The 2,558-nt window shown below is 48.6% G+C and carries 3 protein-coding genes; 1 reads left to right on the top strand and 2 read right to left on the bottom strand.

All coding sequences use genetic code 11. The annotated features are described in order from the left end of the window. Positions 1-68 precede the first annotated feature (68 nt). Positions 69-755 carry a winged helix-turn-helix domain-containing protein gene (locus Q0241_RS13115; RefSeq protein ID WP_299378181.1) on the bottom strand — a complete coding sequence of 229 codons (687 nt, stop codon included), beginning with the start codon at positions 753-755 and terminating at the stop codon, positions 69-71. Positions 756-840: 85 nt separating this feature from the next. On the opposite strand from Q0241_RS13115, the gene Q0241_RS13120 reads away from it, so the two are divergent. Continuing rightward, complete coding sequence (locus Q0241_RS13120) at positions 841-1,782, top strand: DMT family transporter (protein ID WP_299378184.1); 942 nt, start codon at positions 841-843, stop codon at positions 1,780-1,782. A gap of 55 nt (positions 1,783-1,837) precedes the next feature. Here the strand turns inward: Q0241_RS13120 and Q0241_RS13125 are convergent, their stop codons facing one another. Beyond that, positions 1,838-2,350 carry a substrate binding domain-containing protein gene (locus Q0241_RS13125; protein ID WP_299378187.1) on the bottom strand — a complete coding sequence of 171 codons (513 nt, stop codon included), beginning with the start codon at positions 2,348-2,350 and terminating at the stop codon, positions 1,838-1,840. Between the last annotated feature and the right edge of the window lie 208 nt (positions 2,351-2,558).

Genomic DNA, 2,558 nt, shown 5'->3' on the forward strand with positions numbered 1-2,558 from the left:
CAGCGTTCTGGCGGCCGTCACCCCTGCTATTCCGGCCCCGACAATAATGACATCAGGGTTTGTCACGGTCATAGTTTCACCCCAAGCTTATGCTCAAACTGTTGACGACCTAAAGCCGTTAGCTTGATAATTCTGCGATGTTTGGTTCGCTCTATCCACTTCGACCTAAAAGCCAGTTCCGATATCGCAGCCCCCAATGCCCCGGCCACATGGGGCTTTCGCTCACTCCAATCCAGACATTGCGGCGCAAATTGGCGGCGTGTTTTCCGTAAGTCCTCTAGATCAATGCCCAGTTGATCAAAGAAGTTTTCACCCTTTTTCGTCACATCATAGTGGCGGTCATCTTCGATCAGATACCCCAGATCAACCAACGCTGTCGTTATTGAAACGCCTAATTCACCCGCTATATGGTCATAACACAGCCGTGCGCATCTGGCCTGTTTCTGTTCTACTGATACTTGCCGGATGGGTACGGGCTTATGACGAACCAGATGTATCAGCGGTTCCAACGCTTCGGCAACTTCGTCCCCAGCCAGTTTATAATACCGATGGCGTCCGTGTTTTTCACAAAGCAGTAAGCCACCAGAAACAAGCTTGGACAGATGTTCACTTGCCGTTGCAGCAGAAACACCCGCAGCTTGCGATAACTCTGTCGCTGTCAAGGCGCGCCCGTCAAAAAGCAGCGCCAACATTGCCGATCGTGCTGGCGATCCGATCAACGCCCCGATAGAGGCCATAGAAGGTTCCACATCCATATTTCGGTTTTATCCAAAACATATCGACAAAGCAAGTGATATGGTGTTTACATTAAACAACCATCGCGTAGAAAAGCCCCCACCTATGACAACTCAAAACACGTCAGAAGCAACGACTTCAAAGCCCCGGACCATTGCCAATCAATACACCGGAAAAGCAGACAACAGCGGCGCAGTAGATCAGGAAAATACCGCTCGTATTAAAAGGGGCATTCTTCTTGTTGTTTTATCCGCTACCCTTTTCAGTTTGGCTGGTATTTTCACCAAAAGTATTCAGGCAGAAACGTGGTCTATCATCGCGTGGCGCGGTATTTTCGCAGCTCTTTTTCTCTTTCTCTGGATCGGCTATCAAAAAAGCTTTACCCGCAGCTTCCTGCGAATGGGCCGAAGCGGGCTTTCGGTCGCCATAATCGGTGCACTGGGAACAGCAGCTTTTCTATCCGCATTCAAGCTAACTTCTGTCGCCAATGTTTCCCTGATCTATGCCGCCGCCCCTTTACTCGCAGCTATCATTGCGTGGATATGGCTCAAAGAAAGAATTACCAAGCCTGTTGCGTGGGGGTGCTTGGGTGCTATTACCGGGGTTCTGATTGTGGTCAGCGGGTCGCTAGGACAAATAAATTTAGAAGGTGACCTGCTTGCCCTTGTCATGACCTGCTCACTTGCTCTGATTATGGTGATTTATCGCCGCTATCCCGATACGCCATCCGCCGGACCAACAGCCTTGTCGTCGTTATTGTTAATTCCCGTATGCTTTTATTTTGGGTCCCCCCAGCACATTGATTTTTCAGAACTGCTTTTGCTTGCCGTTTTTGGGTTAATCTTTGCAATTGCGGCTATTTCCTTAACCGAGGGCGCCAAGCTAATTCCATCGGGTCAAGCCGCACTTGTCAGTTCTCTGGAAACGCCTATTGCCCCCTTGCTTGCCTGGTTTATTCTTTCCGAAATCCCGACTTTACAGGCTATTATTGGTGGCATCATTATCATGATTGCCGTGATTTACAGCCAGAAAGCACGCTGTCAGTGATTTTTCCAAAGCTCAAAAGCAGTGCCAAGGCTAAAGTTAAATTATTAACTCCGGATCAATCATCAAAAAGGCAGAGATCACTTTCTGCTGAAAAGGTCTTTGCTAAGAAATCAATAAAGACCCTTACCTTGGGTGCAAGGTTTCTGGTACCGTTATATATAGCATTTATATTCAAATCGAAGGCATTGTACTCGTTCAGTAGCGGTATCAATCGGCCAGCCTTGATATCAGGCATCACGATAAAGCCCGGACAGAATGCGATCCCATTACCATTAAGGGCAAATTCTCTTGCTGAACGGGCTGAATTCACCGCCAGCGCCCCATTCACTGTTATGCTGGTACGTTGTCGATTAACAATAAAGGGCCAACTTTTTCCCGGACGAAAATTTGTATCAATAATACAGTCTAACCCTTTTAAATCATTAGGATGAACAGGTGTCCCCTTTTGTTTCAAATAGTCAGGAGAGGCACAAAGTATCATCGGAGAAGGCGCCAGCTTCTTTGCAATAAGCCCGGAGCTTTCTAAATCTCCTATACGGATAGCAAGGTCGAAACCTTCATCTACCAAGTCGACACCTCCGCCGAAACCTCCACAGTCTCCACATACAACTGGGAAAACCGCGCCCTACAACCCGTCTCGTGGACCTTTGGCCCCGAACAAGACCTCCTCTTGCGCGGAAACGTACAGCTCAGCCAAACCAACATCCTCGGCGTCACCACGCGCATCAAAAAAGATGGCACGCTCGTCTGGGAACAACCCGACTCCGCGTTCTCCG

It is taken from the genome of uncultured Kiloniella sp., from assembly GCF_937128705.1.
Lineage (GTDB): Bacteria > Pseudomonadota > Alphaproteobacteria > Kiloniellales > Kiloniellaceae > Kiloniella.

Excerpts from the sequence above, each read along its gene's own strand:
- Q0241_RS13115 (WP_299378181.1), bottom strand. The coding sequence starts at position 755 with ATGGATGTGGAACCTTCTATGGCCTCTATCGGGGCGTTGATCGGATCG.
- Q0241_RS13120 (WP_299378184.1), top strand. The coding sequence starts at position 841 with ATGACAACTCAAAACACGTCAGAAGCAACGACTTCAAAGCCCCGGACC.